Source organism: Xanthobacter nonsaccharivorans (assembly GCF_043194755.2).
GTDB lineage: Bacteria > Pseudomonadota > Alphaproteobacteria > Rhizobiales > Xanthobacteraceae > Xanthobacter > Xanthobacter autotrophicus_G.
Genome location: NZ_CM195526.1, coordinates 3452681 through 3479497 on the forward strand (window position 1 = coordinate 3452681; position 26817 = coordinate 3479497).

A 26817-nucleotide genomic window follows, 5' to 3' on the forward strand; every position below is an offset into this window, starting at 1 on the left:
GAGCCAACGATGCCGCGTTACACCTATTCCTGCGACGATTGCGGCCCCTTCGACGCCTGGGCCACCATGAGCCAGGCGGAGGAGCCCGCCTGTTGCCCGGCCTGCAGCGGCGCAGCCCGCCGCGAGATGGCCATGCCCCATGTCAGCACCCTCAACCCAAGGCTCCGCACCGCCATCGCCCGCACGGAGAAGACCTCCAGCGAGCCGAAGGTGGTCTCCCGCGAGCACCTGGCCGGCTGCGGCTGCTCCTTGTGCGCGACGCGCAAGAAGAAGCCCCAGCCCATCGAGCGGCGCTGGTCGCTCGGCCACTGAGGCGCAGCCCGCCCGGGGCCGCGCTCCGGGCGGGCGACCTCCTGCTTGAGAGGCGTTTTGCGATCGGGGAAGCGTAAGCTAGGCTCCGCGGCGATTCCCTGCCCGGAGAGCCCCCTTGCGACGTCGCATCTGGATCGCCGTCCTCGTTGTTGCGGCGCTGGCGCTCGCCGGGCGTATCGCCATCGTCGCCCAGGACCTGCCGCAGACCGTGACCGCCGCCCATTTCGAGCGGCTGCGGACGAAGGACCTGCCGCGCCTGCGCGATTTCCTGCATCACATGCCCAAGGGCGGGGACCTGCACACCCATCTGTCCGGCGCGGTCTATGCCGAGCGCTTCATCGCCTGGGCGATGGCGGATGGCTTGTGCCTGCGCAAGGCGGACCTGTCGATCCAGCCCCGGCCGCAGGGAGCCCCGGCGGAGCTGCCGTGCGGGACGGACCCCGCCCTCGTCCCCATCGCCGAGGCGGTAGCGCCGGGCCGCGGGCAGAACACCTACGACCTGCTCGTCAATTCCCTCTCCATGCGCTGGTTCCTGGCGACGCCGGCGATCCCCTCCGGCCACGACCAGTTCTTCAGCACCTTCGGCCGCTTCAACGCCGCCACCGGCGGCACCGACTGGGCCACCGCCTTCGGCCGCACCGCCGAGATGACCGTGGACCAGCTCCGGCAATATGACGCCACCGGCGTGCAATATACCGAGCTCATGGTCACCTTGTTCGAGGGCGACGATCGCCGCCGGCTGGCGCAGGCCATCGCCCCCGAGACCGGCCCCGGCCCGGCGCAGGTGGGCGATCCCGCCGCCATGCTCGCGGCGCTGGAACGCGCCGGCCTGTCGCAGTTGGTGGCGAAGCGCACGCAGCAGCTCAAGGAGCTGATAGCCCGCATCGAAGCCCTGCTCGACTGCGATGCGCAGCGCACCAGGCCCGGCTGCGGCGTCACCTTCCGCTACATCGCCCAGGTCAACCGCAACAGCCCGCCGGCGGAGGTGTTCGCCCAGACGGCCTTTTCCGTCGCTTTGGTGCGCGCGGCGCCCGGCATCGTGGTCGGCATCAATTATGTGGGGCCGGAGGACTACCAGATCTCCCGCCGCGACTACCGCACCCACATGAAGTGGATCGGCGCCCTCGCCGGCAAGGACGTGCCGGTGGCGCTGCATGCCGGCGAACTGTGGCTCGGCCTCGTGCCACCGGAGGACCTCGACTTCCACATCCGCGACGCGGTGGAGACGGCAGGCGCCCGGCGCATCGGCCACGGCACCGCCATCGCGTTCGAGACCGACATGAACGGGCTGCTTGAAGAGATGCGCCGGCGGAACGTCACCGTGGAGATCGCCCTCACGTCGAGCGACGTGATCCTCGGCATCCGGGGCAAGGAACACCCCATCATCACCTATCTGCGGGCCGGCGTGCCGCTGGTGCTGGCGACGGATGACGCCGGCGTCTCGCGTATCGACCTCGGCAACGAATATTTCCGGGCTGCGCGCGACCACGCCTTCGACTATCGGCATCTCAAGATGTTCGCGCACAACGCCATTTCCCAATCCTTCCTGGCCGAGGCGGACAAGACGCCGGAGATGGAGAAGCTCGACCGCGCCTATGCCCGCTTCGAGCGATCGGTCTACGAGGCCCAGCCCTTCACGCGGAAGGTGGTGGCGGTGCTCCGTGCGCTCGCCCCCGGCCTTCCCGCCTGGAACTGAGCGGCGCGCCATTCCGGAACGGCCGCCCGGTCGGCGGTGGCGCGATGGCGGCCGCCGAGCCGGACGGGGGAGAGGGCGGGGCCAAGCCCCCGCGCCAGCGGGGTCGCGCCTACAGCGCCGAATGGTCGCGAACCGCCTCGGCGAGTGCCGGCTTCAGGGCGGCGAACCGCGCATCGAGGGCGAGGGGATCGTTGCGATTGAGCGCGATCATCTGCGCCCGCACCTCCCCGCCCCGCACCACCTCGAAGGCATCCCCGGCGATGCCGGCGACCACCGCCGCCGCCACTGCCTCGGGTGGCTCCCTGCTGAAGCCCACCTCCGGCCCCGCGCGGCTGGTGCGCATCATCGGCGTGTCGGTCGCCCCCGGATAGACCGTGATGACCCGCACGCCCTCGCCCGCAAGCTCCCGCCGCAGGGCCTCGTCGAACCGGGCGAGGCCCGCCTTCGTCGCCGCCTAGGTGACGTAGAAAGGCATGCCGATCAATGCGATCGCGGAGGTCACGTCGACGATCAGCCCCTCCCCGTTCTCCCGCAGCGCCGGCAGCGCCGCGCGGGTGAGCAGGATGGGAGCGATGAGGTCCACCTCCACCATGGCGCGGATCTCCGCCTCGGTGGTCGCCTCCAGCCGGCCGGCGCGCACGCCGCCCGCATTGTTGACGAGGATGTCCAGCCCGCCGAGATGGGCGCGCGCGCCCTCCAGCATCGATGCCCGTCCCTCGGCGGAGGTCACGTCGGCAGCGATGCCGTGAACCTCGCCGCCCTTCGCCCTCAGCTCTTCCACCGCCGCGGACAGAATATCGGCGCGACGGCCGGTGATGACCACGCGCGCCCGCTCGGCCACCAGCGCATCGGCAATGGCGCGGCCGATGCCGCTCGATCCTCCCGTGAGGAGGACCCGCTTTCCCTCGATCTTCATGGCAAGTCTCCCTGGAGGTTGACGGCCGGCCGCCTCACTCCGCCGCCGACGGATAGTTGGAGGGGAACAGGGCGCGACGGGACTCCTCGTCGCCCATGGCCTTGAAGGCGTGGTCCTTGCCCACCGCGCGGGCCCGCGCGACGGCGGGGCGGGCATCCACCTCGGCGAACCAGCGCTTCAGGTTGGGGAAGCCCGCCAGCGGATCGGCCTCGCCCTTCAGCACCCGCGCGGCGCGGTCGATCCACCCCCAGGCCGACATGTCGGCGATGGTGTACGCGTCGCCGACCATGTGGCGGCGCGTGGCCAGGAGATCGTCCAGCACCCTGTAGTGGCGCTCGGCTTCACGCCGATAGCGGTTGACCGCGTAGCCGAGCCCCTCCGGTGCGGCGTGCTGGAAGTGCACCGCCTGGCCGGAGAAGGGCCCGAGCCCGCTGGCCAGGAACAGGAGCCAGGAGAGCAGTTCCGGCCGCTCTTCCGGCGCGCCGCCGAACTGGCCCGTCTTCTCTGCCAGATAGAGGAGGATGGCCGTGGAATCGAACACCCGCGCCGGCTTGCCCCCGGGACCGTCGGTATCGACGATGGCCGGCACCTTGCCGTTGGGATTGATGGCGCGGAAGGCGGGCAGGTGCTGCTCGCCCCTGGCGGTGTCCACCGGCACCACCTCGTAGGGCAGGCCCGCCTCCTCGAGGAACAGGGCGACCTTGGCCGGGTTCGGCGTGGGATGAAAATAGAAGCGGATCAAACGGGTTACCCCTGCCAGAGCGGCCGGCGAAGCGGCGCGGATTGCATTTTAGATCGACTGATATAGAATGCACGTCGAAGCGGGGGCGGCAAGATCCTTCCCGCCTGAATTTCGCAGGCGTCATGGTCTTCACATGATCTTGTCCATGCCGCGAGCACAGATCGAGAGGCTTCTGATGATCGATCTCTACTATTGGCCGACACCGAACGGCCACAAGGTCACGATGTTCCTGGAAGAGACGGGGATTTCCTATCGCATCATTCCGGTGGATATCAGCGCCGGAGACCAATTCAAGCCAGATTTTCTTGAGATTTCGCCCAACAATCGCATTCCGGCCATCATCGACCATGCGCCGACAGATGGCGGCGCGCCGCTTTCGGTCTTCGAGTCGGGCGCCATCCTCCTCTATCTGGCAGAGAAGACCGGTCGCTTCATGCCCGCCGACCTGCGCGGCCGGAAGAGCGTGCTGGAATGGCTGTTCTGGCAGGTGGGCGGCCTCGGCCCCATGGCCGGGCAGAACCATCATTTCGTCCAGTACGCCCCCGAGCGCATCCCTTACGCCATGGAGCGCTACGTGAAGGAAACCAACCGCCTGTACGGCGTGCTGGACACCCGCCTCGGCAGGAGCGCGCATGTGGCGGGCACGGACTATTCCATCGCCGACATGGCGATCTATCCCTGGATCGTGCCGCACCAGCGCCAGCAGCAGGACCTCGCCAACTTCCCCAACCTCAAGCGCTGGTTCGAGGCGGTGGCGGCGCGGCCGGGAACGGTCGCCGCCTATGCCAAGGGCGCGCCTTTCGGCAGCCGCCCGACGGTGACCGAGGACGGCAAGAAGATCCTGTTCGGCCAGACCGCCCGGCGGGCAGGATGACGCATCGGCCGGCGCGCTGTACGGTGCGCCGGCAAACGGCGGCATGGACAAGAAAGACCGAAGGACGATGGCACGGCCGAGAGCGTTCGACGAAAACGAGGTGCTGGATGCGGCCGTGCGCTGCTTCTGGACCCGCGGATACGAGGCGACCTCGGTGCGGGACCTCGCCTCCAGCATGGGCCTCACGGGGGCGAGCCTCTACAATGCCTTCGGCGACAAGCATGCGCTCTATGAGCGGGCGCTGGAGCGCTATGTGGACCGCAGCGTGGCGGACCGCATCGTCCGCCTGGAAGCCCCTGGCATCCCGCCACGTGAGGCCATCGCCGGCTTCTTCGCGGAGGTGCTGGAGCGCTCCTTGGATGACCCGCAGATGAAGGGCTGCATGGTGGTGAACGCCGCCGTGGAGATGGGGCCCCATGACCCCGTGCTGCGCGCCGCGGCGAGCCGAACCCTCGGGGAAATCGAGGCTTTCTTCACCCGTCGCGTCGCCGCCGGGCAGAAGGACGGGACCCTTTTCTCTGGCGAGACGGCCGAGGGCCTTGCCCGCATGCTGCTCGGCGTGCTGCTGGGCATCCGGGTGCTGTCACGCATCCGCCCCGAGCGGGCATTGCTGGAGGACGTGCTGCGCCCGGCGCTCGCGGCGCTGGAACCGCGCTGAACCGGTCGCCATCCCTTCAAGACCATGGCATTGGCCGGAGCCCCCATGATCAAGGCCTTTGTGTTCGACGCCTATGGAACGCTGTTCGACGTGCAATCCGTCAGCGTGGTGACGGACAAGGCCTTTCCCGGCCACGGGGCGCTCATCACCCAGATCTGGCGGATGAAGCAGCTGGAGTACAGCTGGCTGCGCTCGCTCATGGACGATTACCGGGACTTCTGGAGCGTCACCCGCGAGGCTCTTACCTATACCCTTGGAATCCTTGGCCTTCAGCCGACCGATCAGCTGTTTGACGACCTCGCCGAGGCCTATAATCACCTCACGCCCTATGCCGATGCGGCGCAGGCGCTTGCCGGGCTCGGCGGTGTGAGGCGCGCCATCCTCTCCAACGGCAGCCCCCACATGCTGGCGACGCTGGTGGGCAACTCGGAGCTGAAGGACCTCATCGAGGAGACCATCAGCGTCGACGCGAAGCGCTGCTTCAAGCCGGACCCACGGGCCTATCAGCTGGTGGAGGAACGCCTCGGCGTGAAGCCGCACGAGGTGATGTTCGTCTCCTCCAACGGCTTCGACATCAGCGGGGCCAAGCGCTTCGGCTTCCGCGTGGCGCGGATTTCCCGTGTGCCCCTGTCCACCCTTCCGGCCGAGCTGGCGACCGGCGGCGCGCTCGCCCCGGCGAGCTTCTACAAGGCCTTGCGGACCCAGGAAGAGGCTCTCGGCCACCGGCCGGACGTGGTGGTTTCGTCCCTCGCCGAGCTGCCCCGCCTTGCCTTTCCGGCATGAGGAGGGGTTTGGCACCTTCGTCTATTTCGGCAGGGATTCGACGAAGTCCTCCTGAAACTCCTTCAGCTCCACCGTGTTCAGGTCGGAGACGGCCCAGTAGGTGAGACCCGCCTCGCTCCAGTTGATGAGGTTGTAGCCGTCCTTCGCCTTCGCCAGGTGCGCACCGGTCGCGCTCGGCCAGACGAAGACGTTGATGGCGTGCCCGTGGCGCCGGTAGACCAGGGCGGCCACCACCCGCCCACCGATATAATCCAGCCGCCCCCCTTCCAGCGGGAAGCCGCGGGCGGCCAGGTCCACCACCGGGGGCGAGAAATCGATCTTGCCGCCGAACCACGGCTTCACCGTATGGCGGTCGGAGGAGACGACATCGGTCAGGTGGCTGGCGAGCAGGGATCGCACGTGGCCGGAGACCAGCTCGTCCTCCAGCGGAGCGCCGCCCCTGGGGGGCAGGACCATGAGGAGGAGGGCCGCCGCCAGCACCGCGAGGGACGGCAGCAGGCTCCAGGCCTTCAGGTCCGGCAGCGTCGCGCGCAGGCGCCGCAACAAGCCCGGGACCAGTTGCCGAAGCGGCACCGCTCGCCCCTCCTCGGCAGCCAGCGCGGCGAGAACATGGGTGCGCAGCTCAGGGGGCGCACGCCAACGCACCTCCTCCTGCGCCATCACGCGGTGCATCCGCTCCAGCCGCCGCATCTCGGCGGCGCAGGCGGAACAGGTGGCAAGATGGCGCTCGACCGCCATCACGTGCGCGGCGTCGAGCTCACCGTCCACATAGGACTGGAGAAGGCCCTCCCATTCGGCGCAGGGCTCCGGGACGGACCCGCCGGCCGGTTCGTCGGTCATGGCGTGCCCTCCCCGCCGGAACCGCGCTCCCAAAGCTCGGCGAACTGGCGCCGCGCGCGGGAGAGGCGCGACATCACAGTGCCCACCGGCACGCCCGCCACCTCGGCGATCTCGCGATAGGAGAGGTCGTCCAGCTCGCGCAGCACCAGCACCTCGCGCAAGGCCTCGGGCAATTGCTCCAGCAGGGCGCGCACCGCCTCGGCCTCGGTGCGGCGCAGGAGGATGCTCTCGGGCGTCTCGCCGTCGACGAGGAGGTCCACCGGGCCGGGACTGCCCTCTTCCCCGTCGGCGTCGGCGGGCATGGGATCGGGCGCGCGGCGCTGCTGGTCGCGGCGCGCATGGTCGCGCCATGTATGATGGCAGTTGCGGACGATGGCGAGCAGCCAGGCCCGCGCGCTGACGCCCCGGAAGTCGGAAAAGGACCTGTAGGCGCGCAGATAGGCGTCCTGCACGACATCGCCGGCGGCATCAGCGTCGCGGGTGAGGTAGCGGGCGAGCGTGTAGGCCGCGTCGAGATGCGGCAGCATGATCTCCCGGAAGCGCGCGGCCTCGGCGGCGGAGAGCGCACGCGGCCCCGCGGCGCGCGCCCCGGGGGCATCTTCACGGGCGTCGTCATGGCGGGTGGAGAGCGATGCGGCGCAGGCCTGCAGGCCTGCGTGCCACAGGCGCCTGGCGAGACTGCGGAGCGGATCCGCGAGATTGAAGCCGGGAAGGGCCGGCGCGCGGCCGCCCCCCGGCAGGCACGCGGCCCCGCTCCTCCCGCAGGCGCCGCCCATGGGCCCGGCGACCCCTGCGGGCAGGGGTCGCCATGAGGAAGGCTCAAGCCACATCGCTCCCGTCTCCTGTCGTGCCGGGGCCGGCTGCCCTGCCCTCTGCGCCTGCTGTCAGCTGGCCGGCTTCACGATGATCTTTCCGACCATATGCGGGTGAAGGGAGCAGAAATAATCGTAATCTCCCGCATTCGTGAAGGTGAAGGAGAACCTGTCTTCCGTATCGAGAGCTTTCGAACGAAAGCTCAGCTTCTTGTCCACCACCGAGTGGGGAATGTCATCGTTGTTGACCCAGGTGACGGTAGTACCTGGCACGATGGTGACTTCGGCGGGGGAGAAAGTGAAATTGTCGATGCTCACCGTCACCTCCTCCGCCGCGGCCGGCCGCAGGGGCAGGGCGAGGCAGAGGGCGACCACCGTCGCCGCCAGAATCGCGGAAACGGGATTGAGGCGGAAGGCGGCGGGCGAAACGCGGGTGTCGGGCTGAAGCACGGGCTGGCTCCTTGAGGCAGAGGACGGGCAGGCGCAGGGGCCTTCAGCCCTCGAGCGGCATGTCGATGATGGCGAGGGGCGCGCTGCCGCGGATGAAGTTCACCGTGGCGATGCCGAGGTTCTTCCTCAGCTCGCCGGCCGGCAGCTTCAGCGGCCCGGGCGAAGGCGCCGTACCGGGCGCGGGCTGCGGGAAGGCAGTGGAGCGGGCGGTGTGGAAGGAGACGTTGCCCTCCACCTTCTGCATCACCTGGTGGATGTGCCCGTTCAACACCGTCACCGAGCCGAAGCGCTTCAGATAGGCGAGCGCCTGCAGGCCGTCGGCCGTGCCCCAGCCCCACTCGGGATAGACCGTCCACAGGGGAATGTGGGCGAACACCACCATGGGCGTGGAGGAGGGCAGGCCGGCGACGTCGTTCTGCAGCCATTCCAGCTGCTCGGCGCCGAGATTGCCGAGGCCCCCGGCCTTGAGGTCCACCACGTTCACGAGGGCGATGAAATGCACGCCGTTGTGATCGTAGCTGTACCAGCCCGCCCCCTTCGATCCCTTGCCGTAGCGGTCGAGATAAGCCTTGCCCTGCTCATCATCCAGCAGGTCGTGCTCGCCCGGCACGTAGAACACCGGCAGGCCGACCTCCTTGATGATCTGGTCGGCGTCGTCGAACTCCTTGTCCTTGGACAGGTGGCTGATGTCGCCGGTGTGGATCATGAAGGCGGGCTTCTCCTTCAGGGCCTTGATGCGGGCGACGGCCTCGCGCAGCGTGCCCAGCACATCCGGGTTCGCGGCCTTGTCGAAGCCCACGTGGCTGTCGGAAATCTGCAGAAAGGTGAAGGCCTTGGCGGGCTCTGCCGCCATCGCCGCGTCGAGGCCGAGGCCGGTGGCGAGGCCGCCGGACATGGACCACAGAATGCCCGTGCCCGCCCAGGTCATGCATTCGAGGAAGCCGCGCCGGTCGATGCCGTCCGCATCCGCGGCGGGCGGGGCATGGGGCCCCTTGGAAGACGTGCTCATGGATCTCTCCGGAAGGCGCCGGCGGCAGCCGGCGCGGAAGGCCGGCCGGCCCCCGCAGGAACCGGCCGGCTTCGCTGGGTCTGTGGGGATGTCCCACACAGGCCATGACCGGGGAGAGGCCCGCTTTATTCGCGCCGCCCGGAAGATTTTTTCCGTCGGTGGCGCGCACCCTCACGCGGCGAGGGACGGCAGGCGCGCGATGGCCTCCAGCGCGGCATCCAGCTCCGCCGCCGCCACCGGCTCGGCGCCGTTGGTGGCTTCCGCCGTGATGATCTCCACCTGCGTGAAGCCGATGAAGCGCAGCAGCTGGTCGAGATAGGGCTTCAGGAAGTCGAGGGGGGCGAGCATGCCGCCCGGCTTGTAGCTGGCCGCGCCATAGGCGATGGCGACGAAGGCCGGCCTGCCCGTGACTAGGCCCCGGAAGGTCGCCCCGTCATAGGCCACCGTGCGGTGGATGCGCACCACATGGTCGATCCACGCCTTCAAAGCCGAGGGCGGGCCGAAATTGTACATGGGGGTGGTGATCAGCAGCGCGTCGGCCGCCTCGATCTCGCCGATGAGGCGGTCGGAGAGGGCGACGGCCTCCCGCAGCGCCGCGTCGCGCTGGTCCGCCGGGGTGAAGAAGCCGGCGATGGTGCCGGCATCGATGTGCGGCACGGGATCGGCCGCAAGGTCGCGCCGGACCACGCCGGCGCCGGGCGTGCGGGCGATCCAGCGCGCCTCCAGCGCATCCCCCAGCTGGCGTGAGCGCGAGCCCTCGGCGCGGGCGCTGGAATCGATCCGAAGCAAGGTCGTCATGCAATGAGCCTCCAGGGGCGGCCATGAGGGCCGCCGGTGGCCGGCACCATCACTTGTGCGGCCAACGCCGAAAAAGGCTGACTGCGACAGGTCACTCATGCGAGATGTGCAGGAATGGACGTGAGCTGAATGGACCTGTCCCACCTGCGCCTCTTCGCCCGTGCCGCCCGGCGCGGCAGCTTCGCCGCCGCCGCGCGCGACCTCGACATGGACGCCTCGGCGGTGTCCCGCGCCGTCGCCGCGCTGGAGGCGGAACTGGGCACGCGCCTGCTCCACCGCACCACCCGCACCATGGCCCTGACCGAGGCCGGGCAGGCCTATCTCGCCCGTGTCGAGCCCCTCCTGGAGGAGCTGGACCGCGCCCGGGACGAGGTAGCCTCCGCCCGCTCCGAGCCGGTGGGCACGCTGCGCCTCACCACCTCCGTCGCCTTCGGCGAGACGTGCCTGATGCCGCTGGTGCCACAGATGCGCGCCCGCTTCCCGCGGCTGAAGCTCGACCTCCTCCTCACCGACGCCAACCTCGACCTTGCCGCCGAGCGCATCGACATCGCGCTGCGCCTCGCCCCGGAGCCGCAGGCGGAGCTGGTCGGCGTGAAGCTGTTCCAGACCCGCTACCGGGTGGTGGCGAGCCCCGCCTATCTCGACCGTGCGGGCGCACCGGCCACGCCGGCGGAGGTGCAGGCGTGCCCCGCCATCGTCTTCGCCTTGCCGGACTTCCGCTCGCGCTGGCTGTTCCGCCGGGACGGGCGCGTGGAGGATGTGCCGGTCTCCGGCGCGCTCGCCATATCGAGCGGCCTCGCCATCCGCCACGCGGCGCTGGAAGGCCTCGGGCTCGCGCTGCTGCCGGACTGGCTGGTGGGGCCGGACATGGCGGCCGGCGCGCTGGTGGATGTGTTTCCTGCCTACGAGGTCACCGCCACCACCTTCGACACCGCCGCGTGGCTGCTCTATGCGAGCCGCCAGTACGTCCCGAAGAAAGTGCGGCTGATGACCCAGTTCCTGCGCGAGCGGCTCACCGGCGCTCCGGCGGGGTCGCCCACGCGGACACCGGCAAGGCCGCAAGGCGGCTCCTGAGGCGGGGCACCGCAAACGCCACGAACGCGCGCAGCTTCGCCGCCGGCAGCCGCGCCTCCGGATAGACCACGTGCACCGGCAGGCGCGGCCCCTCGAACGCCTCCAGCAACAGCACGAGGCGGCCCTCCGCCACCTCCTCCTCCACCTGGTAGGACAGGACCCGCGTGACGCCCCGCCCGCGCACCGCCGCCGCGATGGCGGCCTCCGCGCCGTTGACGGTGAAGTGCGGCCGCACGGTCACCAGCTTGCGCGCCCCGCCGGAGGGGCCCGCCGCGAAAGCCCAGCTGGCGGTCTCGGTGATCTGCGAGAAGGAGATGACCCGGTGTCCCGCCAGATCGGCGGGCGCCTGCGGCGTACCGCGCGCCGCGAGATAGGCGGGGCTGGCGCACACCACCCGCCGCACCTCCCCCACCCGGACGGCGACGAGGCTGGAATCCGGCAGGGGGCCGATGCGCACCGCCGCATCGTGCCCCTCGTCGATCAGGTTCACCACCCGGTCGACCAGCAGCACGCGCGCCTCGAGCGACGGATGGGCCTCCAGCAGCTCTTCCACCAGCGGCGCCACATGCAGCCGCCCGAAGGTGACCGGCGCCGTGACGGAGAGCAGGCCCCGCGGCTCCGTGCGCTCGCCGGACGCCAGCAGGTCCGCCTCGGCAAGGTCGGCGAGAATGGCGCGGCAGGAGGCGAGGTAGCGCTCCCCCGCCTGGGTCAGATGCAGCGCCCGGGTGGTGCGGTGGAGCAGGCGCGTGCCGAGCCGCTCCTCCAGCAGCGCCACCGCCCGCGTGATGGCCGCCGGCGAGCGGCCGAGCCGCCGTGCCGCGCGGGCGAGGCTGCCCTCGTCCAGCGCCGTGACGAAGGCCGTCATCGCATCGATGCGGTCCATGGGGTGACCCTCATGATTTCAGTTTCTGAAACAATGGCTTTCAAACTCTAGCCATTCTGGACAATGCCGGGAAGTCCTAGCTTCTGCTCACCGCGCCGCCCGACGGCGCCGTGCCCCGGAAGGACAAGCCCATGAGCCGCATTCCCGCCCTCGACCCCACCTCCGCCTCCGCCACCGGCAAGGCGAAGGATCTTCTCGCCGCCGTCGCCGCGAAGTTCGGCGCCACCCCGAACCTGTTCAAGGTCGCCGCCCAGTCTCCGGCCGCGCTGGAGGCGCTCATCGCCCTCAATGGCGCGCTCGGCGCCGGCGTGCTGCCCGGCAAGACCCGCGAGAGCCTCGCCATCGCCGTGGCCGAGGTGAACGGCTGCGACTACTGCCTCTCCGCCCATTCCCTCATCGGCAAGGGCGCCGGCCTGTCCGACGCGGACATCACCCTCGCCCGCTCCGGCCGCGCCGCCGACAGCAAGGTGGAGGCCGCCCTCGCCTTCGCCCGCGCGGTCATCGCCCAGCGCGGCAAGGTGAGCGACGCCGATCTTGCCGCCGCCCGCACCGCGGGGCTCGACGACGGCGCGCTGGTGGAGGTGGTCGCGCAGGTCGCGATGAACATCTTCACCAACTACCTCAACAGCGTCGCCGATACCGAGATCGACTTCCCCGTGGTGCGCTCCGGCGCGCCGCGGGCGGCCTGAGGCCTGCGGCGGGCGCCATTGGAGTGGCCCATGCCGGCTGAAACGCCCCTCCAGGCCGGCACGGCCCCTTCGGTTCAGGGTAGCGCCCGCCGAAGCCTCTCGCTCTCCCGCCGGGCCCCTCCGGGGGCCCGGCACCTCTCTGGCACATGGGAGCCACGCATGCCCGACCACGCTCCGCCCTCCAGCGACATCGCCTTCACGCCGGCGGTGAAGGCCGCGCAGGCCGCGCGCGGCGCGCGCCACCTCTATGCCCGGATGGAGGCCCGCGGCGGCTTCCACACCCGCCTCACGCCGGATCTCGTCCAGTTCCTCGGCGAGATCGACACCGCCTACCTCGCCACCGCCAGCGCTGACGGCCAGCCCTATGTGCAGCATCGCGGCGGACCGAAGGGCTTCATCCGCGCCCTGGACGAAGAGACCCTCGGCTTCGCCGATTTCAGCGGCAACCGCCAGTACGTGACGGTGGGCAACGCCTCGGAAAATCCGAAGGCCTTCCTGTTCCTGATGGACTATGCCCACCGGCGCCGCATCAAGATCTGGGGCGAGCTCCGGGCTGAGGAGGGCGATGCGGCGCTCCTCGCGCAGCTCATGCCGGACGGCTACGGCGCCATCGCCGAGCGCGCCCTGCTGTTCCGCGTGCGCGCATGGGACGTGAACTGCCCCCAGCATATTCCCCAGAAGATCGACGCCGCCCTCGTCGCCGCGGCGCTGCACGACCGCGACGCCAGGATTGCCGCGCTGGAGGCCGAGGTGGCGCGCCTGCGCAGCCTTGTCTCCGACGCCGGCACGCCGGCATCGGCGGACTGAGGCACCCGGGCCGTTCACTCGTTCGTGAGGCCTGTAACGCACCGGCCGTGTGGAGCGAATTCCGGGAAAGACAACAGTCCAGAACGGGGCGTTCCATGATCGACACGCGAGACGTCGGCTCGACTTGCGCCATCGCCGTCATGGCGAAGGCTTCGGCGCCGGGGCGCACCAAGACGCGCCTTTCCCCGCCGCTCGATCCAGGCGAGGCGGCGGCCTTCAACACCGCCTTCATCCAGGACATCGTCGGCAACATCCTCGCCGCCGCGGCCACCTCTCGCGTCACCCCTTACGTCGCCTACGGGCCGGCGGGCGCCGGTGCCTTCTTCGACACCGTGCTGCCGCCGGGCATCGGCCGGCTGGAGGCGGCCCTGCCCACCTTCGGCGCCTGCCTCATGGCCACCATGGGCCACCTCTTCGCCATGGGGCATGGGGCCGTGGCGGTGCTGAATTCCGACAGCCCGACCCTGCCGCCGGCCCTGCTGGCGGAGATGGCCGAGGTCCTCGCCCAGCCGGGCGAGCGCGCGGTGCTCGGCCCATCGACGGACGGCGGCTATTACGTGCTGGGCCTCAAGGCGCCCCACTGGCGGCTGCTCGAGGACATCGACTGGAGCACCGAGCGCGTGGCCGCCCAGACACTGGAGCGCGCCGCCGAGATCGGCCTGCCCGTCCACCTGCTGCCGCCCTGGTACGACGTGGACGACGCCATCGCCCTGCGTCTCCTTCATGGCGAGCTGATCGCCGGTGTGCCCTTCGGCACCGGCGGCGTGCCCCGCGGCGCGGCGCGCCAGTCCGCGGACCTCATGCGCCGGCTGCTCGCCACGGAGGGCCTCGCCATCCGCCTCGGCCTGCCCGCCGCCCCTGTCGCGCAGCCCCGGCGCCGCGCCTCCTGAGCGCGCCGCCCGACCGCCCCTTCAGACCAACGGATCGAACCCATGAACCTCATCACTCCCGGCAGCGCCCTCGATGCCCGCCGCTATTTCGAGCGGGCGGAAGCGAAGCGCACCAGCGTGCCGGTGAAGAAACCGGTGTGCCTCTATCTGGAGACCACCAACCGCTGCAACCTGCTCTGCACCACCTGCCCGCGGACCTATGAGGAGCTGGAACCCCCGGCGGACATGAGCTGGGAGCTGTTCACCGCCATCGTCGACCAGATCCCCGACCTCGAGCGCTGCGTGCTGCACGGCGTCGGCGAGCCCATGCTGGTGCCGGACCTCGACCGCATGGTGCGCTACCTGAAGGAACGCGGCACCTACGTGCTGTTCAACACCAACGGCACGGTGCTCAACGAGAAGAACGGCCGCGCCATGATCGAGGCCGGCCTCGACGAGCTGCGCGTCTCCCTGGACGCATCCAACGCCCGGTCCTACCAGGCCATCCGCGGCAAGGACTATTTCAATCGCATCCTGAAGAACGTGCGCGCCTTCCGCGTGCTGCAGGAGCGCGAGGGCCATGCCAACCCCCGCGTCTCGGCCTGGCTCACGGGGCTGAAGGAGACGATTTCCGAGCTGCCCGACTTCGTGCGCGTGGCGGCGGAGCTGGGCGTGAGGGAGGTCTACCTTCAGCGCCTCGTCTTCTTCGAGGAGGAGGCCATCGGCCGCGCCCGGCCCGACCAGGCGCTCTACGAGCAGATCAACGCCGATGAGGCCGGCTATATCGCCGAGGCGACGCGGATCGCCCGCGAGCTGGGAATGGTCTTCTCCGCCTCCGGCGCCGCCGCCGAGCCGGGCATGAGCCTGAAGCGGGCGGAGGACGGCACCCCCTGGTCCATGTGCCGCCGCCCCTGGACGGTGATGTATTTCACCGCCAACGGCCGCGCCCTGCCCTGCTGCATCGCCCCCTTCTCCCAGCGCGGCTATGAGAATTACACGCTGGGCGATGCGCGGACGCAGACCCTTTCCGAGATCTGGGAGGGCGATGCGTACCGCTGCTTCCGCGAGGGGCTCCTGTCCGATACGCCGCCGGCGGCCTGCGCCAACTGCGGCCTGCGCTGGAGCCTCTAGATGGGCAAGCGCATCGCCCTCGTCATCCCGACGCTGAACGAGGCGTCGACCATCGGCGGCACCCTCGCCGAGCTTCCCGCCGGCGTGGTGGACCTCGTGGTGGTGGCCGATGGCGGCTCCACCGACGGCACGCGGGAGATCGCGGCCGCCGCGGGGGCCACCGTGCTCGCCTCCGGCCGCGGCTTCGGCCGCGCCTGCCTCGAAGGCGTGTGCGAGGCGCGCGATGCCGACATCATCGCCTTCATGGACGCGGACGGGGCGGACGACCCCGCCTTCCTGCCCGCCCTGCTGAAGCCCGTAGCCGACGGCGCGGCGGACTTCGCCGTGGCCTCGCGCACCCGCGGCGTGCGCGAGCCGGGCGCCATGGCCTGGCACCAGATCCTCGCCGGGCAGGCCGCCGGCCTCGGCATGCGCGCGCTCTACGGGGTGCCCTTCAGCGACATGTGCACCTTCCGCGCCATCCGCCGCGACGCCCTCGTGGGCCTCGGCATGCGGGAGCTGACCTACGGCTGGAACATCGAGATGCAGATGCGTGCCGCGCGCGCCGGCCTCTCCATCGTCGAGATCCCCGTCGCCTACCGCTGCCGCAGGGGCGGCGTGTCCAAGGTCGCCGGCAACCTGGGCACCTCGCTCACCGCCGGGGCCCGCATCGTCTCCACCTTCCTCCGGGTCGCGATGCAGGTGTCCACGCCCGCCGCCGCGCCGAACAAGATGTGAGTGACTTCCATGCTGCTTCAGCCACTGCACGAGCCCGACGACCTCGACCATCCGGCGCGCGCCACCCCGCGGCCCTCCGGCTTCCTGCCGCTGATCGAGCGGGCGGACCACCGCGCGCCCTCCGTGTTCCGGCCCGAGAACATGATGCGCGAGGCGCGCCGCCAGAAGGGCCTGAAGACCGGCCCGGTGCCGCGCACCGTGCTGCTCGATCCCGACGGCGACATGGTGGACTACGTGCGCGCCAAGGGCGCGATGCGCTCGCCCTACTGGGCCTGCTACCACACGGACATGTGGGTGTGGGAGGAGGGCGGCCTCTCCTTCGGCATCGTCGGCTATGCGGTGGGGGCGTCCTTCTCCGTGCTGGTGGCGGAGCAGGCCTTCGTCTGCGGGTGCGAGCTTCTGGTCTCGGTCGCCTCAGCCGGCCAGATCGCCGACCACGCGCCGCCCTCCTATTACGTCATCATCGACCGGGCTCTGCGCGACGAGGGCACGAGCTACCATTACCTCCCGCCCGCCCCTTTCGCGCCGGCGGACCCGGAGGTGGTGACCATCGCCCGCGCCGCCTGCGCGGAGGCCTTCGGCCCAGTGCTGACCGGCGCCACCTGGACCACGGATGCCCCCTTCCGCGAGACCGAGGCCGCCATCGCCCGCCGCAAGGCGGAAGGCCTGCTGGCGGTGGAGATGGAGGCCGCCGCCCTCTACGCCTTTGCCCAGGCGCAGAAGCGCCCGGTGCTGTGCCTCGCCCATGTCACCAACCAGCTCGGCTGCGTGGATGGGGATTTCGAGAAGGGCGCCCACAACGGCGCCTCCCGCTCCATCGCGCTCGCCACCGCCTTCGCGACCGCCTGGATGGCCCATCGCGCCAACACCGCGCATTCCCGCTGACCGCAAGAGGAGGGAACCGCCATGCTCGACCGCACCGCCTATCTGCCCCTCGACAGCGCAAGCCTGCCGGCGCGCCTCGGCACGCGGGCAGAGCTTCTCGACCGCCTCGGCCCGCCCGCCCTCTGGCAGGTGCGCGAGGTGGGCGACGGCAACCTCAACCTCGTCTTCATCGTCGAGGGCCCGAAGGGGTCCGTAGTGGTGAAGCAGGCCCTGCCCTACGCCCGCGTGGTGGGCGAGAGCTGGCCCATGTCCCTCGACCGCGCCTTCTTCGAGCACGAGGCCCTGAAGCGCCTCGGCACGCGTGATCCCGGCCGGGCGCCGCAGCTGATCTTCTTCGATCCGGCGCAGGCCATCCTCGCCATGGAGCACCTCACGCCCCACAAGGTGGCGCGCCGCGCCTTCATGGAAGGGGAGGAGCTGCCGCTCATGGGCGAGCACCTCGGCCTCTATCTCGCCCGCACCCTGTTCCGCGGCTCCGACTGGTCGATGCCCACGGCCGCGCGCAAGGCGGACCTCGCCCTGTTCGCGGGCAATGTGGAGCTTGCCGGCATCACCGAGGAGCTGGTCTTCTCCGATCCCTTCAAGCCGGCGCCCCTCAACCGCTGGACCTGCGGGCTGGAGGACGCCGCCGCGGCGGTGCGCGACGACCGCGCGCTGAAGTTCGCTGCGCAGGAGATGAAGGCCCGCTTCTGCACCTGCACCGAAACGCTGCTGCACGGCGACCTGCACACCGGATCGGTGATGGCGACGGCGGACGACACCCGCGTCATCGATGCCGAGTTCGCCCTCTACGGTCCCATGGGCTTCGACGTGGGCGTCCTCGTCGCCAACCTCTGGATGGCCGTCTTCGCCCAGCCCGGCCACCGCGCGGGCGGGCGGGCGCAGCGGGCCTATGGGGACTTTCTGCTCGCCACCGTCGAGACGCTGTGGCGGGTGTTCGCGGCGGAATTCTCCCGCCTCTGGCGCACCGAGCGCACAGGCATCCTCGGCGGGCGCGACCTGTTCGAGGCGCAGGGCGACACGCTCGGCGCGGCCGCCGCCCTCGCCCACCACCTGGAGCAGGTGTGGCAGGACGCGCTGGGCTTTGCCGGAATTGAGATCTGCCGCCGCATCCTCGGCCTCGCCCACATCGCCGAGTTCGAGACTATCGCGGACGTGGCGCTGCGCGCGCGGCTGGAGCGACGGGCCCTCGCCTTCGGCCGGCACCTGGCGGTGAACCGGCGGGACATCCCCTCCATCGACGCCGCCAACCGGCTGGTGCGGACACGGGAGGAGCAGCCATGAGCCGCCCCTCCTCAAACCCCGCGTCAGCGGCGGGTGATGGCGATGCGGATGATCTCATCCGCCGGAACGGGCGTGCCCGCATTCCCCGCCCAGGTGAGCAGCTTCGGCAGGTCGCCGCGCGGGATGTCGAGCAGCGCGATCTGCCGGCCGAGGATCGCCACCGTCTCGATGGGCACGGGCACCGGCCGGCCGCCATGGCCGAACCAGCCGCCCACCGGCACCACCAGCACGATGCCGCCCTCCGGTGTGCGGGCGACCTCCGTCACGAAGCCGAGGGTACGGTCATCGAAATCCAGCAGCGGCAGCCCCACGAGGTCCCCCACCCGCACCTTCTGCGGATGGCGCTCGGCCATGCGCTCAGCGGGGGTGAGGTCGTCGTCGGCCGGGGCCACCTGGGTGTTCGCGTGCGGCGCGCCCCCGGCGATCGCCGGCGCGCTGGGGGTTGCGGAAGCGAGTGCGAGCAGGAGGAGAAAATGTGCAGTGCGCATGACCGCGCTCCTTCGAGGAACAGCTTTCTGAAATGAATAAATTCATTTCTGCATAATATACAATAGTAAAAATCATAAATTTCAGAATTTTTACTTACGAAACCGCAGGGACAAGACAATGCGCAGCCGAGCAAAAAGACAAAGACGCATGCATCCGCTCCCTTTGCGGATCATGCACTGGGCCAATGCCATCGCCATGGTCATCATGATCGGCAGCGGCTGGAAGATCTACAATGACGAGGTGATCTTCGGCTTCCTGCACTTCCCGCAGGCCATCGTGCTCGGCATCTGGGCGCAGCATGGGCTGCAATGGCATTTCTTCGGCATGTGGATCCTCGTGATCAACGGGCTCGCCTACCTCGCCTATGGCATCGCCACCGGCCGCTTCGCCCGCCTGTTCTTCCCCATCCGCCCGCGGGAGGTGGCGCAGGAGATGATCGCCGCCCTCACCTTCCGCCTGAAGCATGCCGACCTCACCCACTACAATGCGGTGCAGAAGCTGCTCTACGTGGGCGTCATCGCCATCGTCGTGGTGCAGGTGGCCTCTGGCCTCGCCATCTGGAAGCCGGTGCAGTTCTCCGGCCTCCTCGCCCTGTTCGGGGGCTTCCAGGCAGCCCGCCTCGTCCACTTCCTCGGCATGGCGGCCATCGCGGGCTTCATGGTGGTGCATGTGGCCCTGGCATTGCTGGTGCCGAGGACGATCCTCGCCATGCTCACCGGCGGCCCGCGCGTTCCCGCGCCGGAACAAGCCGCCGACGGCGCGCCCGCGCCGAAACCCTTGCACTGAAGGCAGGCGCCCATGTTCCGCAACGTCTTCAAGCCCCGCCGCGGCTCCATCACCACCCCCGACCAGAGCCTGCTGGCGGAAAACCGCAAGCTCATCGAGCGCATCGACCGCCGCAAGCTGCTGCGCGGCTCGCTCAGCCTCGGCGCGCTCTCCCTGCTCACCGGCTGCGACATCTCCGACCGAAGCTCCGTGCAAGGCGTGCTGAAAGCCTTCTCCGACTTCAACGACGGCGTGCAGGCGGCCCTCTTCGACCCGGCGAGGCTCGCCCCCACCTTCTCGCCCGACCGCGTGGTGAAGCCGCCGCGCTTCAACGCCTATTATGAGATCGAGGACGTGAAGCCGGTGGACCTCTCCACCTGGAAGCTCGAACTCTCCGGCCTCATCGCCGACAAGCGGCCCTGGACGCTGGAGCAGATCTCCGCCCTGCCCGAGCAGGAGGAGATCATCCGCCACGTCTGCGTGGAGGGGTGGGACTATATCGGCCAGTGGTCGGGCCCGAACCTGAAGGACTTCCTCACCCGGGTCGGCGCCGACCTGTCGGCGAAGTACATCGCCTTTCACGGCCATGACGATTACATGGAGAGCATCGACATGGCTTCGGCGCTGCATCCGCAGACCATCCTCGCCACCAGATATGCGGGCGAGCCCATCACCGCCCCGTTCGGCGCGCCCCTGCGCCTGCGCACGGCGGTGAAGCTCGGCTTCAAGAACCCCAAGTGGATCCGCGCCATCGAGGTGACGAACACCTATCCCGGCGGGTTCTGGGAGAAGCAGGGATTCAACTGGTTTGCCGGCTTGTGAGCGCGGAAGGCACGCTCTGGTGGTCGTCCGCGCCCGGCCTGACGCATGACGTGTCCTCATTCGACGCATTCCGGCCGGATCCGCGCCGACCGGCCGGTCACGGCACGAGAGCGCCTTGCCGCTCATAGGGTGATGCCATATGAGCGGAACGGGGGCTCTGGGGGCAGATGATTTCCGTCGCGAATATTCTTTATTGCGGCATCGCCGCGCTCGTCCTGTGGGTCGGGCCTGGGTGGCTGCTGGCGCATGGGCTGGGCTTCAGCCGTAGCGCGGCGCTCGCCTTCGCGCCGGCGCTGGGCTGGGCCATGCAGACAGCGGCGGCCCTGTCGGTGGCCCTCGTCTTCGGCTTCTCCAGCCCGGTCATCCTTCTGGCCACGGCGGCCCTGTGCGTCTGCGCCCCGCTGCTCCACGGGCTCGCGGGAGAGGAAGAGCGGCGCTTCCCCATGGAGACCCTCGCCCTGGCCGCGGCGCTGGCGCTGGTGCCGGCGCTGGCCGTGCTGCCCAAGGTGGGGGCGGACGGGGCCATCGCCCTCGCCTCCCCCATCTATGACCACGCCAAGATCGCCCTCATCGACGAGATCGCGCGGCACGGCGTGGTGCCGCCGGGCAATCCGGTCTATGGCGCCGGCGGCACGCCGGGCACGGTGGCCTATTATTATCTCTGGCATTTCGGCGCCGCCCAGCTGGCCTTCCTGGCCGGCGCCAAGGGGTGGGAGGCGGATGCCGCCGCCACCTGGTTCTCCACCTTCGCCGCCCTCGGCCTCGTGGCGGGCCTCGCCTTCCGCTTCCGGCCGGGGGTGGCGGCGCCGCTCCTCGCGCTGCTCGCCGCCGCCGCCGGCTCGCTCCGGCCGGTGGCGGGCGCCGTCTTCGGCCCGGCGCTGCACCGGGTGATCGAGCCCGCCACCGGCCTGGCCGGCCTGCTCTACCAGGCGAGCTGGAGCCCGCACCACGTGGCCTCCGCCTGCTCGGCGGTGCTCGCCGTGCTGCTGATGGCCGGGCTGCGGGCACGCGCAACCGCTGCCGGCGCGGCGGCCCTCGCCCTCGTGGCGGCGGCGGGATTCGAGAGTTCCCTGTGGGTGGGCGGCATCACCGTCGCCCTCGCGGGCGGGACGGCGGCGCTGGTGCTGGCCTTCCGCGGGCCCGCGGAGGGCCGCTGGCGCTTCCTCGCCGCGGTGGCCGGGGCAGCGATTGTGGCCGGCGCCCTGGTCGCGCCCCTGCTCATCGCCCAGCTCCAGGCGGTGGCCGCCCGCGGCGGCGGCGCGCCGGTGCGCATCGAACCGTTCGCGGTGCTCGGACCGCTGGTGCCGGAAGGCCTGCGGATGGTGCTGGACGTGCCGGCTTTCTGGCTGGTGCTGCTGCCGGTGGAGTTCCCCGCCATCGCCCTGGCCGGCGCGGCCGGCCTCGTGCTGGCGCTGCGCCGCCAACCGGAGGGAACCCAGGGCAACCATCGGCTCGGCCCTGCCCTGGGCGCGCTCGCCTTCGTCTCGCTTCTCGCCGCCGGCATCCTGGTGAGCACCGCCGGGGAGAACAACGACCTCGGCTGGCGCGCCATCCTGCCCGCGGTTCTGGTGCTCTCGGCCTTTGCGGGCGCGGCCCTCGCGGCGGCACTGGCGGCGGCGCGGGAGGGGCGGCGGGCGGCGCTGGCGGCGGGGCTGGTCCTCCTCGCCCTCGGACTGCCCGATGCCCTCGCCCTCGCGGGCCGCAACGCCACCGGCGCGCCCGGCGTGGACGGCTATGTTTTCGCGGGTGATGCCGATTTGTGGCGCGCGGTGCGGCACGAGGTGGGCAAGGACGTGCGCATCGCCAGCAATCCGGGCCGGCTGGAGAAGCTGACGCCCTGGCCCATCAACCTGTCCTGGGCGCTGCTGTCGCGCCGGCGCTCCTGCTTCGCGGGCAAGGAAATGGCGCTGGCCTTCGCCCCCCTGACATCCGAAGAGCGGGAGGCGGCGTCCGACCTCTTCGCCCGGGTCTTCGCGGGCACGGGAACGCGGGCGGACGTGAAGAAGCTGCGCACCGTCTTCGGCTGCGGCGCGGTGGTGGTGACCGCGCAGGACGGGGCGTGGCACACCGACCCCTTCTCCACCAGCCCCCTCTACCGGCTGGCGCAGGAGGAGGACGAGCGCTGGCGCATCTATGTGGCGACGGGCGGGACCGGCACGCGCTGAAGCGGCAGGCAGCCCCGGCCGCGGCGGACCACCGCCGCGACCGGGCTCGGGCAGCGTTCAGTTGCTGCCGAGGCCGCGATCGCCGAGCCTGAACAGCGCGGCATCATTCGCCGAGGGGGCCCGCTCCTCATTCTGCACACCGGCGAAGCCGTGGCCCACATGGGCGCCTTCCACATAGCCCAGCGCCGGGTGGCCGTAGCCGGTGACCCCGGCCGCCGCGCGAATGCTCTCGCGGTTGACGGCCGTCTCCGTCTCATCCGCGAAGGCCGCGGAGCCGAGGGTGAGGGCGGAGGCGAGAACGACGAGGGAAAGAACAGACTTGCGCATGATGGTGTCTCCATGATCAGAGCGTTGACATGGAGCTTTCCGCAAGTCCTGTCCCCACGGTTACAGATGATCCGAATGATGCGCTTCAACTGTTTTTGAGAATAATCCCGCCATCCTGTGGATATCTGCGGGAATAAAACACCCCTTCGGAAGGTCTCTTGCCCGGAACGGCTCTTGCTCCGCACGGCTCTTGGCGCCGGGCGCTCGCATGCTCGTGATCGCGCGGCGCGTAACCCGCGGCAGGCCCGGCGCGAATACAGGCCCATGAGGGGGACCTTCATGACCAGTTCTGAACCGGATCTCGATGCGCTGATGCGCGCGGGCCAGGCGGGCGATGCCGAGGCGCACCGGGCCTTGCTGCAGCATGTCTCCACGCGCCTGCGCAGCTATTTCCGCAACAAGCTCCGGCGCAGCGGCGCCGGGCTGGACGAGGTGGAGGACCTCGTGCAGGACACGCTGCTCGTCCTCCATACCAAGCGGCACACCTACGATGGCTCCGCGCCGGTGCTCGCCTGGACCTACGGGATCGCCCGCTACAAGTTCATCGACCACCTGCGCCTCAATGCCCGGTCGTTGCGCAACGTCCATATCGACGATGTGGACGACCTTGCCGACGAGGACAGATACGCGGCCGTGGACACCTCCCGCGAGCTGCATCGGGCGCTGGCGAAGCTGCCCCGCCATTTCCGCCTGCCCATCGAATACGTGAAGATCGAGGGTCTCAGCATCGCGGAAGCCGCCGCGCGCATCGGCATGACCGACGCCGCGGTGAAGATCGGCATCCATCGCGGCATGAAGAAGCTCGCCGCGGCTCTGTCGGAGACGCGCCCATGAATACCGACGACCTCATCGACTTCCTCTCCACCCATGTGGAGGCGGTGGATCCGCGCCGGCAGGACCGCTTCGTGGCCATCGCCGTGTTCGGCTCGTTCGGGGCCGCGGCGCTCGTGTGCATGCTCACCCTCGGCCTCAGGGCCGACATGCTGGAGGCGATGCGCACGCCGGGATTCTTCCTGAAGATCGGCTTCCTCGCCTCGGTGGTGGCGATCGCGGGCTACGGCCTGCGGCGGGCGGCGCGGGCGGGATGCGCCCACCGGCAGGTGCTGGTCATCGCGCTGGTGCCCCTGGCGCTGGTGTGGCTCGCGGCGGGCATGGAGCTCGCCTCGCTCTCGCCGTCCGAATGGTACGAGGCGGTGATGTTCCACGAATGGCGGCTGTGCGTGGTGGCCATTCCGCTGCTCTCGGCCATTCCGCTCACGCTGCTGACCCTGGTGCTGCGCGAGGCGGTGCCCACTGAGCTGCCCTATTGCGGCGCCCTGCTCGGGCTGGTGGCCGGCGGCATCGGCGCCCTCGCCTATGCCTCCTACTGCCTCAACGACACGCCGGTCTATGTGGGGGTGTGGTACGCCACCGGCATCGCCCTCGTCACCGTCTTCGGCTGGGTGGCGGGGCCGCGCCTGCTGCGGTGGTGAGCTTTCGCCATTTCCCTGCCGCGCAAAGAAACGTCGCGCCGGAACGCTCCGGCGCGACGTTCGCGTTTCAGGCGATGCGGGCGAGGAAGCCGCGGATGGCCCCGGCGATGTCCGGCAAATGGGTTTCCAGCGCGAAATGGCCGGCGTCGTAGGTGTGCACCTCGGTCGCCGGCGCCAGCGCCTTGAACAGGTCGCGGCCGGCGGCGGTGAAGAACGGGTCGTTGTCGCCCCAGGTCACCAGGATGGGGGGCTGGCGGTCCTTCAGATAGGCCTGGAAGGCGGGGTAGGCGCCCACATTGTCCTGGTAGCGGTAGAGCAGCTCCAGCTGGATGCGGTCGTTGCCCGGCCGGTCGAGCAAGGCTTGGTCGTGGATCCAGGCATCCGGCGAGAGGCGGTCGGCGCGGGCCGACGAGCCGTGCTCATACTGGAACCTCGTGGTTTCGGCGGCGAGGAAGGAGCGGACCGGCTTTTCCGTCTCCGCGTTGCGGTCGGCCCAGTAGGGGCCGAAGGCGGCTGCGGCATTGGCGTGGAAGCCTTCGAGATTGGCCACCGCATTCTGCACGATGAGGCCGATGACGCGCTCGGGCCGGCGGGCGGCGATGCGGAAGCCGACGGGGCCGCCGTAGTCCTGCATGTACAGCGCGTAGCGGGCGATGCCGAGCCGGTCGATCAGCTTCTCCACCACGTCGGCCAGCGCATCGAAGCCGTAGGCGAACGCCTCCGGCGCCGGGGCGCTCGAATAGCCGAAGCCCGGATAGTCCGGCGCGATGATCCGGTAGCGGTCGGCGAGCGCCGGAATGAGATCGCGGAACATGTGGGAGGAGGACGGGAAGCCGTGCAGCAGAAGCAGCACCGGCGCATCGGCCGGGCCGGCCTCGCGGTAGAAGATGTCGAGGCCATCAATGGCCGCGCGGCGATAGGCAACCTGCGCCGCGGCGCCGGAGCGCGCGGGGGGAGTGACGGTGAGCATGGCTGATCCTTGTAACTGGCTTAATGCCATCAAAAGGGTTACTTAGCACCATGTAACCTGTCAAACTTATTTTTACAGGTTTTCACTCATCCGGCATCCTTGTGAAAAACCCCTGACTGCGTATCTTCCCGGTTACGGCGCTCCCCGCGCCGGATGAGGAGTTCCCGTGAACACACCGCAGGACAGCGATTTCCGGGATGGCATGCCGTTCCTGGGCAGCCGTCTGTGGATCGATTTCGTGAATTCCGCCCCCGTCGCCCTGGGCGATTTCCTCGCCACCGCGGAGGGCTGGCAGCGCTGGCGCGCGGCCGCCCGGCTCGATACGGACAAGGCCGGCGCCGGCGATCTCGCGGCCACCCATGCCTTGCGCGGCAGCCTCTCCCGCCTGTTCGAGAATCTGATGTCCGGCACGGCGCCGCAGCCGGGCGACCTCGCCCGCCTCAACGGCCTGCTCGCGGCGCAGGCGACCCACCCCCACCTGGAGTGGCGCGACGGAACGCTGAAGGTGGAGGAGCGCAGCTCCGGCGGCGGAGGCCCGCTCGCGGCCATCGCCGCCGATTTCGTCGATTTCGCCGCCCATCACGAGCCGGCGCGCCTGCGCCACTGCGCCAATCCCGAATGCAGCCTGGTCTTCTACGACACGGCCCGCAACGGCACCCGGCGCTGGTGCTCCATGGCCGCCTGCGGCAACCGCCACAAGGTGCGCAGCCATCGAATGCGCGTCGCCGCCGTCAGCTCGTCGTGAGCGGCGCGCCCGATCCTTGCTTTCGCCGCCCCCCGAGGGGATGATCCGCCAGAATTTCGCCGCGATGCGGCGATGATGCGCCTAGACGAGGCATGCGAGCGGAAGGTGAGAATGACGATGCGCCGGAGCATGCGCTTCGCAGGCGGACAGCAGGGCCTTTCCACGGACGCGCTCATCGACGCGCTGGCGGGTGATGCCGCCACTTCGCCGGCCCGTTCCCCGCGTCGCACGCTCGCGCTGGCCGTGGGAGCCGGCACCTTCGTTTCCGCCATTGCCATGCTGGCGCTGCTGGGCGTGCGACCGGACATGGCGACCGCGCTGCCCACCTTCGGCTTCTGGATCAAGCTCGCCTTTCCCCTCGGCATCGCCATCGCCGGCCTCATGGCCTTCGACCGGCTGGGCCGGCCGGGGGCCCGCGCGGGCGGTGGATACCGGGTTGGGCTGGCGGTGGTGGCCGTCATGGTGCTCCTGGCCGCCACGCAGCTCACCCTGGCGCCCGCCGGGCAGATGCGCACGCTGGTGATGGGGCATACGCTGGACCATTGCACCGCGCTGATCGCCCTGCTCTCCCTGCCCATTCTCGCCGGCGGCCTGTACGCCATGCGGCAGATGGCGCCGACGCGCCTGCGCCTTGCGGGGGCCGCGGTGGGGGTGACGGCGGGCGCTCTCTCCGCCTTCGTCTATGCCATCGCCTGCGACGAGACCGCCTTGCCCTTCATCGCCCTGTGGTACGGCCTCAGCATCGCCCTCGTGGGGCTCGTGAGCGCCCTCCTCGGCCCGCGCCTGCTGCGCTGGTGAAGGCACAGACGGGGCGCCGCAGCGGGCACGACCTT

The 26817-nt window shown here is 70.2% G+C and carries 30 protein-coding genes and 1 pseudogene; 20 read left to right on the plus strand and 11 right to left on the minus strand.

Translation table 11 applies throughout. From position 1 onward, the window contains the following. Positions 1 to 9 precede the first annotated feature (9 nt). Both V5F59_RS15795 and V5F59_RS15800 read left to right on the plus strand, forming a co-directional pair. Positions 10 to 312 carry an FmdB family zinc ribbon protein gene (locus V5F59_RS15795; protein WP_393976162.1) on the plus strand — a complete coding sequence of 101 codons (303 nt, stop codon included), beginning with the start codon at positions 10 to 12 and terminating at the stop codon, positions 310 to 312. Between the two features lie 115 nt (positions 313 to 427). Next, entirely contained in the window at positions 428 to 2008 is a 1581-nt protein-coding gene (locus V5F59_RS15800) for an adenosine deaminase (RefSeq protein ID WP_393976163.1), read from the plus strand. Positions 2009 to 2117: 109 nt separating this feature from the next. Here V5F59_RS15800 and V5F59_RS15805 read toward each other — a convergent pair. Both V5F59_RS15805 and V5F59_RS15810 read right to left on the minus strand, forming a co-directional pair. After that, positions 2118 to 2924, minus strand: a pseudogene (locus tag V5F59_RS15805) (SDR family NAD(P)-dependent oxidoreductase). Between the two features lie 34 nt (positions 2925 to 2958). Beyond that, positions 2959 to 3666, minus strand: a complete 708-nt coding sequence (locus tag V5F59_RS15810; protein ID WP_393976164.1) for a glutathione S-transferase family protein — start codon at positions 3664 to 3666, stop codon at positions 2959 to 2961. A 175-nt stretch (positions 3667 to 3841) separates the two neighbouring features. Between V5F59_RS15810 and V5F59_RS15815 the strand changes: the two genes are divergently transcribed. The 3 genes from V5F59_RS15815 to V5F59_RS15825 all read left to right on the plus strand — a co-directional run bounded on the left by V5F59_RS15815 (position 3842) and on the right by V5F59_RS15825 (position 5981). After that, positions 3842 to 4540 (plus strand): glutathione binding-like protein, encoded by a 699-nt coding sequence (locus tag V5F59_RS15815; RefSeq protein ID WP_393976165.1) that lies wholly within the window; start codon positions 3842 to 3844, stop codon positions 4538 to 4540. A gap of 67 nt (positions 4541 to 4607) precedes the next feature. After that, entirely contained in the window at positions 4608 to 5198 is a 591-nt protein-coding gene (locus tag V5F59_RS15820) for a TetR/AcrR family transcriptional regulator (RefSeq protein WP_393976166.1), read from the plus strand. A gap of 45 nt (positions 5199 to 5243) precedes the next feature. Then, positions 5244 to 5981, plus strand: a complete 738-nt coding sequence (locus V5F59_RS15825) for a haloacid dehalogenase type II (protein WP_393976167.1) — start codon at positions 5244 to 5246, stop codon at positions 5979 to 5981. A gap of 21 nt (positions 5982 to 6002) precedes the next feature. Here V5F59_RS15825 and V5F59_RS15830 read toward each other — a convergent pair whose 3' ends face one another. From V5F59_RS15830 to V5F59_RS15850, 5 genes are all read right to left on the minus strand, one after another. Continuing rightward, positions 6003 to 6821, minus strand: coding sequence for an anti-sigma factor family protein (locus V5F59_RS15830; protein ID WP_393976168.1), 819 nt, complete (start codon positions 6819 to 6821; stop codon positions 6003 to 6005). Beyond that, positions 6818 to 7651 (minus strand): sigma-70 family RNA polymerase sigma factor, encoded by an 834-nt coding sequence (locus V5F59_RS15835; protein WP_393976169.1) that lies wholly within the window; start codon positions 7649 to 7651, stop codon positions 6818 to 6820. Before V5F59_RS15835 ends, V5F59_RS15830 begins: the two co-directional genes overlap by 4 nt. 54 nt (positions 7652 to 7705) lie before the next feature. Beyond that, positions 7706 to 8008 (minus strand): cupredoxin domain-containing protein, encoded by a 303-nt coding sequence (locus V5F59_RS15840; RefSeq protein ID WP_393977040.1) that lies wholly within the window; start codon positions 8006 to 8008, stop codon positions 7706 to 7708. Positions 8009 to 8126: 118 nt separating this feature from the next. After that, positions 8127 to 9092, minus strand: coding sequence for a metallophosphoesterase family protein (locus V5F59_RS15845; protein WP_393976170.1), 966 nt, complete (start codon positions 9090 to 9092; stop codon positions 8127 to 8129). Between the two features lie 171 nt (positions 9093 to 9263). Further along, on the minus strand, positions 9264 to 9890 hold the full coding sequence (locus tag V5F59_RS15850) for an FMN-dependent NADH-azoreductase (protein ID WP_393976171.1): 627 nt from the start codon (positions 9888 to 9890) through the stop codon (positions 9264 to 9266). A gap of 129 nt (positions 9891 to 10019) precedes the next feature. On the opposite strand from V5F59_RS15850, the gene V5F59_RS15855 reads away from it, so the two are divergent. Beyond that, positions 10020 to 10964 (plus strand): LysR family transcriptional regulator, encoded by a 945-nt coding sequence (locus V5F59_RS15855; protein WP_393976172.1) that lies wholly within the window; start codon positions 10020 to 10022, stop codon positions 10962 to 10964. Here V5F59_RS15855 and V5F59_RS15860 read toward each other — a convergent pair. Then, complete coding sequence (locus V5F59_RS15860; protein ID WP_393976173.1) at positions 10903 to 11847, minus strand: LysR family transcriptional regulator; 945 nt, start codon at positions 11845 to 11847, stop codon at positions 10903 to 10905. The genes V5F59_RS15855 and V5F59_RS15860 overlap by 62 nt on opposite strands. Before the next feature lie 131 nt (positions 11848 to 11978). On the opposite strand from V5F59_RS15860, the gene V5F59_RS15865 reads away from it, so the two are divergent. The 7 genes from V5F59_RS15865 (at position 11979) to mtnK (ending at position 18229) form a co-directional block, all read left to right on the plus strand. Next, positions 11979 to 12536 (plus strand): carboxymuconolactone decarboxylase family protein, encoded by a 558-nt coding sequence (locus V5F59_RS15865; RefSeq protein ID WP_393976174.1) that lies wholly within the window; start codon positions 11979 to 11981, stop codon positions 12534 to 12536. 159 nt (positions 12537 to 12695) lie between these two features. After that, positions 12696 to 13343, plus strand: a complete 648-nt coding sequence (locus V5F59_RS15870; protein WP_393976175.1) for a pyridoxamine 5'-phosphate oxidase family protein — start codon at positions 12696 to 12698, stop codon at positions 13341 to 13343. A gap of 95 nt (positions 13344 to 13438) precedes the next feature. Then, positions 13439 to 14233, plus strand: a complete 795-nt coding sequence (locus V5F59_RS15875; protein WP_393976176.1) for a TIGR04282 family arsenosugar biosynthesis glycosyltransferase — start codon at positions 13439 to 13441, stop codon at positions 14231 to 14233. A gap of 42 nt (positions 14234 to 14275) precedes the next feature. Further along, positions 14276 to 15343 (plus strand): radical SAM protein, encoded by a 1068-nt coding sequence (locus V5F59_RS15880; RefSeq protein WP_393976177.1) that lies wholly within the window; start codon positions 14276 to 14278, stop codon positions 15341 to 15343. Next, the gene (locus tag V5F59_RS15885; protein ID WP_393976178.1) at positions 15344 to 16060 is read left to right on the plus strand and encodes a glycosyltransferase family 2 protein; all 717 of its coding nucleotides are present in this window, start codon (positions 15344 to 15346) and stop codon (positions 16058 to 16060) included. Positions 16061 to 16069: 9 nt separating this feature from the next. Beyond that, positions 16070 to 16945, plus strand: a complete 876-nt coding sequence (locus V5F59_RS15890) for a nucleoside phosphorylase (protein ID WP_393976179.1) — start codon at positions 16070 to 16072, stop codon at positions 16943 to 16945. A 21-nt stretch (positions 16946 to 16966) separates the two neighbouring features. Next, complete coding sequence (mtnK, locus tag V5F59_RS15895) at positions 16967 to 18229, plus strand: S-methyl-5-thioribose kinase (protein ID WP_393976180.1); 1263 nt, start codon at positions 16967 to 16969, stop codon at positions 18227 to 18229. A 23-nt stretch (positions 18230 to 18252) separates the two neighbouring features. On the opposite strand, the gene V5F59_RS15900 is transcribed toward mtnK, so the two are convergent. Continuing rightward, complete coding sequence (locus V5F59_RS15900; RefSeq protein ID WP_393976181.1) at positions 18253 to 18717, minus strand: PRC-barrel domain-containing protein; 465 nt, start codon at positions 18715 to 18717, stop codon at positions 18253 to 18255. Positions 18718 to 18865: 148 nt separating this feature from the next. Here V5F59_RS15900 and V5F59_RS15905 point away from each other — a divergent pair, with 148 nt between their 5' ends. The 3 genes from V5F59_RS15905 (at position 18866) to V5F59_RS15915 (ending at position 22470) form a co-directional block, all read left to right on the plus strand. Further along, positions 18866 to 19504, plus strand: coding sequence for a cytochrome b/b6 domain-containing protein (locus V5F59_RS15905; protein WP_393976182.1), 639 nt, complete (start codon positions 18866 to 18868; stop codon positions 19502 to 19504). 12 nt (positions 19505 to 19516) lie between these two features. Beyond that, a complete protein-coding gene (locus V5F59_RS15910; protein ID WP_393976183.1) occupies positions 19517 to 20305 on the plus strand; it encodes a molybdopterin-dependent oxidoreductase in 789 nt (262 codons plus the stop codon). 167 nt (positions 20306 to 20472) lie between these two features. Next, positions 20473 to 22470, plus strand: a complete 1998-nt coding sequence (locus tag V5F59_RS15915; RefSeq protein ID WP_393976184.1) for a hypothetical protein — start codon at positions 20473 to 20475, stop codon at positions 22468 to 22470. Between the two features lie 57 nt (positions 22471 to 22527). On the opposite strand, the gene V5F59_RS15920 is transcribed toward V5F59_RS15915, so the two are convergent. Further along, positions 22528 to 22797: a hypothetical protein gene (locus V5F59_RS15920; RefSeq protein ID WP_393976185.1), complete on the minus strand. Its 270-nt coding sequence runs from the start codon at positions 22795 to 22797 to the stop codon at positions 22528 to 22530. Between the two features lie 279 nt (positions 22798 to 23076). Between V5F59_RS15920 and V5F59_RS15925 the strand changes: the two genes are divergently transcribed. Together V5F59_RS15925 and V5F59_RS15930 are read left to right on the plus strand one after the other, a co-directional pair. Continuing rightward, positions 23077 to 23631, plus strand: a complete 555-nt coding sequence (locus V5F59_RS15925) for a sigma-70 family RNA polymerase sigma factor (protein ID WP_393976186.1) — start codon at positions 23077 to 23079, stop codon at positions 23629 to 23631. Further along, the gene (locus V5F59_RS15930) at positions 23628 to 24269 is read left to right on the plus strand and encodes an NrsF family protein (protein WP_393976187.1); all 642 of its coding nucleotides are present in this window, start codon (positions 23628 to 23630) and stop codon (positions 24267 to 24269) included. The genes V5F59_RS15925 and V5F59_RS15930 overlap by 4 nt, the downstream gene beginning before the upstream one ends. Before the next feature lie 67 nt (positions 24270 to 24336). On the opposite strand, the gene V5F59_RS15935 is transcribed toward V5F59_RS15930, so the two are convergent. Beyond that, entirely contained in the window at positions 24337 to 25239 is a 903-nt protein-coding gene (locus tag V5F59_RS15935) for an alpha/beta fold hydrolase (protein WP_393976188.1), read from the minus strand. 166 nt (positions 25240 to 25405) lie between these two features. Here V5F59_RS15935 and V5F59_RS15940 point away from each other — a divergent pair, with 166 nt between their 5' ends. Further along, positions 25406 to 25984 carry a CGNR zinc finger domain-containing protein gene (locus V5F59_RS15940; protein WP_393976189.1) on the plus strand — a complete coding sequence of 193 codons (579 nt, stop codon included), beginning with the start codon at positions 25406 to 25408 and terminating at the stop codon, positions 25982 to 25984. 111 nt (positions 25985 to 26095) lie between these two features. Then, complete coding sequence (locus V5F59_RS15945; protein ID WP_393976190.1) at positions 26096 to 26782, plus strand: DUF1109 domain-containing protein; 687 nt, start codon at positions 26096 to 26098, stop codon at positions 26780 to 26782. Positions 26783 to 26817: the final 35 nt, after the last annotated feature.

Coding starts and splice junctions, on each gene's coding strand:
- V5F59_RS15875 (WP_393976176.1), top strand. CDS start 13,439: ATGATCGACACGCGAGACGTCGGCTCGACTTGCGCCATCGCCGTCATG.
- V5F59_RS15815 (WP_393976165.1), top strand. CDS start 3,842: ATGATCGATCTCTACTATTGGCCGACACCGAACGGCCACAAGGTCACG.
- V5F59_RS15915 (WP_393976184.1), top strand. CDS start 20,473: ATGATTTCCGTCGCGAATATTCTTTATTGCGGCATCGCCGCGCTCGTC.
- V5F59_RS15835 (WP_393976169.1), bottom strand. CDS start 7,651: ATGTGGCTTGAGCCTTCCTCATGGCGACCCCTGCCCGCAGGGGTCGCC.
- V5F59_RS15945 (WP_393976190.1), top strand. CDS start 26,096: ATGACGATGCGCCGGAGCATGCGCTTCGCAGGCGGACAGCAGGGCCTT.
- V5F59_RS15830 (WP_393976168.1), bottom strand. CDS start 6,821: ATGACCGACGAACCGGCCGGCGGGTCCGTCCCGGAGCCCTGCGCCGAA.
- V5F59_RS15845 (WP_393976170.1), bottom strand. CDS start 9,092: ATGAGCACGTCTTCCAAGGGGCCCCATGCCCCGCCCGCCGCGGATGCG.
- V5F59_RS15870 (WP_393976175.1), top strand. CDS start 12,696: ATGCCCGACCACGCTCCGCCCTCCAGCGACATCGCCTTCACGCCGGCG.
- V5F59_RS15900 (WP_393976181.1), bottom strand. CDS start 18,717: ATGCGCACTGCACATTTTCTCCTCCTGCTCGCACTCGCTTCCGCAACC.
- V5F59_RS15880 (WP_393976177.1), top strand. CDS start 14,276: ATGAACCTCATCACTCCCGGCAGCGCCCTCGATGCCCGCCGCTATTTC.
- V5F59_RS15920 (WP_393976185.1), bottom strand. CDS start 22,797: ATGCGCAAGTCTGTTCTTTCCCTCGTCGTTCTCGCCTCCGCCCTCACC.
- V5F59_RS15795 (WP_393976162.1), top strand. CDS start 10: ATGCCGCGTTACACCTATTCCTGCGACGATTGCGGCCCCTTCGACGCC.
- V5F59_RS15935 (WP_393976188.1), bottom strand. CDS start 25,239: ATGCTCACCGTCACTCCCCCCGCGCGCTCCGGCGCCGCGGCGCAGGTT.
- mtnK (WP_393976180.1), top strand. CDS start 16,967: ATGCTCGACCGCACCGCCTATCTGCCCCTCGACAGCGCAAGCCTGCCG.
- V5F59_RS15910 (WP_393976183.1), top strand. CDS start 19,517: ATGTTCCGCAACGTCTTCAAGCCCCGCCGCGGCTCCATCACCACCCCC.
- V5F59_RS15820 (WP_393976166.1), top strand. CDS start 4,608: ATGGCACGGCCGAGAGCGTTCGACGAAAACGAGGTGCTGGATGCGGCC.
- V5F59_RS15825 (WP_393976167.1), top strand. CDS start 5,244: ATGATCAAGGCCTTTGTGTTCGACGCCTATGGAACGCTGTTCGACGTG.
- V5F59_RS15850 (WP_393976171.1), bottom strand. CDS start 9,890: ATGACGACCTTGCTTCGGATCGATTCCAGCGCCCGCGCCGAGGGCTCG.
- V5F59_RS15890 (WP_393976179.1), top strand. CDS start 16,070: ATGCTGCTTCAGCCACTGCACGAGCCCGACGACCTCGACCATCCGGCG.
- V5F59_RS15865 (WP_393976174.1), top strand. CDS start 11,979: ATGAGCCGCATTCCCGCCCTCGACCCCACCTCCGCCTCCGCCACCGGC.
- V5F59_RS15860 (WP_393976173.1), bottom strand. CDS start 11,847: ATGGACCGCATCGATGCGATGACGGCCTTCGTCACGGCGCTGGACGAG.
- V5F59_RS15885 (WP_393976178.1), top strand. CDS start 15,344: ATGGGCAAGCGCATCGCCCTCGTCATCCCGACGCTGAACGAGGCGTCG.
- V5F59_RS15925 (WP_393976186.1), top strand. CDS start 23,077: ATGACCAGTTCTGAACCGGATCTCGATGCGCTGATGCGCGCGGGCCAG.
- V5F59_RS15855 (WP_393976172.1), top strand. CDS start 10,020: ATGGACCTGTCCCACCTGCGCCTCTTCGCCCGTGCCGCCCGGCGCGGC.
- V5F59_RS15930 (WP_393976187.1), top strand. CDS start 23,628: ATGAATACCGACGACCTCATCGACTTCCTCTCCACCCATGTGGAGGCG.
- V5F59_RS15905 (WP_393976182.1), top strand. CDS start 18,866: ATGCATCCGCTCCCTTTGCGGATCATGCACTGGGCCAATGCCATCGCC.